At 42.8% G+C, this 2577-nt stretch carries 3 protein-coding genes; all 3 read left to right on the top strand.

The window, feature by feature from the left end:
• The coding region (gene potC, locus BCT81_RS26570; protein ID WP_241908281.1) for a spermidine/putrescine ABC transporter permease PotC at positions 1 to 729 on the top strand (729 nt) is incomplete at its 5' end.
• Positions 730 to 876: 147 nt separating this feature from the next.
• Complete coding sequence (locus BCT81_RS26575; protein WP_102426405.1) at positions 877 to 1911, top strand: extracellular solute-binding protein; 1035 nt, start codon at positions 877 to 879, stop codon at positions 1909 to 1911.
• Between the two features lie 180 nt (positions 1912 to 2091).
• Positions 2092 to 2577, top strand: a 486-nt coding sequence (locus BCT81_RS26580) for an extracellular solute-binding protein (RefSeq protein WP_133152740.1), incomplete at its 3' end; no start/stop codon positions are given.

Below are 2577 nucleotides of genomic sequence, written 5' to 3' on the forward strand. Positions count from 1 at the left end.
GCTTTTCTATACCTACCTATTATCGTATTGATTGCGAACTCATTTAATGCCAACAAGTTTGGTATGAAATGGGGTGGCTTCACCACCAAGTGGTATGACGCACTTATTAACAACGACAGCCTAATGCAGGCTGCGTGGCACTCGATTAACGTAGCGGTGTTCTCAGCAACAGCCGCAACGATTGTCGGCAGCCTGACAGCCGTAGCCCTATTCCGTTACCAATTCAAAGGTAAAGGGGTAGTCAATGGCATGTTGTTCATCGTAATGATGTCACCAGACATCGTAATGGCAATCTCGTTACTGGCTCTGTTCTTAGTAATGGGTGTGCAACTAGGCTTCTTTACCCTGCTTGCTGCGCATATTACGTTCTGTTTGCCGTTTGTTGTTGTAACGGTTTACAGTCGCTTGAATGGCTTCGACGTGAAAATGCTTGAAGCAGCAAAAGACTTAGGTGCAAGTGAATGGACGATTCTAAAACAGATCATCCTGCCTCTTGCTAAGCCTGCGGTTGCTGCGGGTTGGTTATTGAGCTTCACACTGTCTCTGGACGATGTGATTATCAGTTCTTTCGTAACCGGTCCAACGTATGAAATCTTGCCACTGAAGATTTACTCTATGGTTAAAGTGGGTATCTCTCCAGAGGTAAACGCCCTAGCAACAGTGATGTTAGTGGTGTCGCTAGTACTGGTGATTATTTCTCAGTTATTAGCGAGAGAGAAAATTAAGTAAGTCTCCTACTCTATACAGAGACTAACTTGATAAGAAGTTAACAAACTTCATGTTCTACAAAGTGTTAATCATAAACAGAATGGTAAATTGCCATTCTGTTTTTCTATCTACTGCCTTCGGGCAACGTTTAGTTTGGAGCTAACGTCAATGAAAAAATGGGCTACTCTATTAGCTGGTAGTGCATGTGCGCTTTCAATGTTATCTGCACCGTCTTTTGCAAAAGATAACAAAGAATTGGTATTCATGAACTGGGGACCTTACATCAACAGTGAGATTCTAGAACAGTTCACTGATGAGACTGGTATCAAGGTTATCTACTCGACTTACGATTCGAACGAAACCTTGTACGCAAAGCTAAAAACACACAACAAAGGCTACGACCTGGTTGTGCCGTCGACTTACTTCGTATCTAAGATGCGTGATGAGGGTATGCTTCAAAAGATCGACAAAACCAAGCTGAACAACTTTAAGAATCTAGATACGAACTACCTAGATAAGCCTTACGACCCAAATAACGACTACTCTATTCCACACGTAGTTGCTATTACTGGTTTGGCTGTTAACACAGACATGTACGATCCAGAAGATTTTCAAAGCTGGGCTGACTTATGGAAGCCTGAGCTTGAAGGTCAGCTGATGATGATGGACGATACTCGCGAAGTGTTCCACATTGCACTACGCAAGTTAGGTTACTCAGGTAACACAACCAACGAGAAAGAGATCGACGAAGCTTACGCTGAGCTACAAAAGCTAATGCCAAATGTTCTAGTATTTAACTCAGACAACCCTGGCGCACCATACATGTCTGGTGAAGTTGGCCTTGGTATGCTTTGGAACGGCTCTGCAGCAGCGGCTCAAAACGAAGGTCTACCAATTAAACTGGTATTCCCTAAAGAAGGCGGTATCGGTTGGGTCGATAACTTCGCAATCAGCTCTGGTGCAACAAACGTAGAAGCGGCTCACAAGATGATAGACTTCCTACTTCGCCCTGAAATCGCTGAGCAAATCTCTCGTGATACTGGTTACCTAACCGCAGTGAAAGCGTCTAACGAGAAGTTCAAAGACAGCCCTGCTCTGTTCCCGTCTCAAGAAGACCTTGATCGTGTTGAATGGCAAGCTGCAGTCGGCGATAAGACCGTGAAGTACGAAGATTACTTCATGAAGCTTAAAGCGGGTCAATAACTGGCTTATTTGACGAGTCTTACTCGACAGTTAATTGGTTAAAAACAACAATATCAATGAATAGGCAGCTTAGGCTGCCTATTTTATTATATCGCTGCTATAATATATCGCGATTTTTAGGAATCCTTTTACTTTGGGCTCACTACCCAACTTCAAATCAAACAAATGAACGGAACAGTAATGAAAAAAACACTGTATACCGGCGCATTGTGTGCTGCTACTTTACTTTCTACACCCTCTTTCGCAGCTGACCAAGAACTGTATTTTTACAACTGGTCTGAATATATTCCAAATGAAGTATTAGAAGACTTCACAAAAGAGACGGGCATTAAGGTTTATTACTCTACTTACGAGTCGAACGAAAGCATGTACGCTAAGTTAAAAACTCAAGGTACGGGTTATGACTTAGTGGTTCCTTCTACTTACTTCGTTTCTAAAATGCGTAAAGAAGGTATGCTTCAAGAGCTTGATAAAACCAAGCTAAGCCACTTTGCTGATTTGGATCCAAACTACTTAGATAAGCCATTTGACCCAAGCAATAACTACTCTATCCCATACATTTGGGGTGCAACGGGCATTGGTATCAACTCAGACATGCTAGACAAATCTTCAGTGAAAAACTGGGGCGACCTGTGGGATACACAGTGGGAAGGTCAGCTGATGATG

Origin of the sequence: Vibrio sp. 10N.261.52.A1 (assembly GCF_002876325.1) — a bacterium.
Classification (GTDB): Bacteria; Pseudomonadota; Gammaproteobacteria; order Enterobacterales; family Vibrionaceae; genus Vibrio; species Vibrio chagasii.

Excerpts from the sequence above, each read along its gene's own strand:
- BCT81_RS26575 (WP_102426405.1), top strand. The coding sequence starts at position 877 with ATGAAAAAATGGGCTACTCTATTAGCTGGTAGTGCATGTGCGCTTTCA.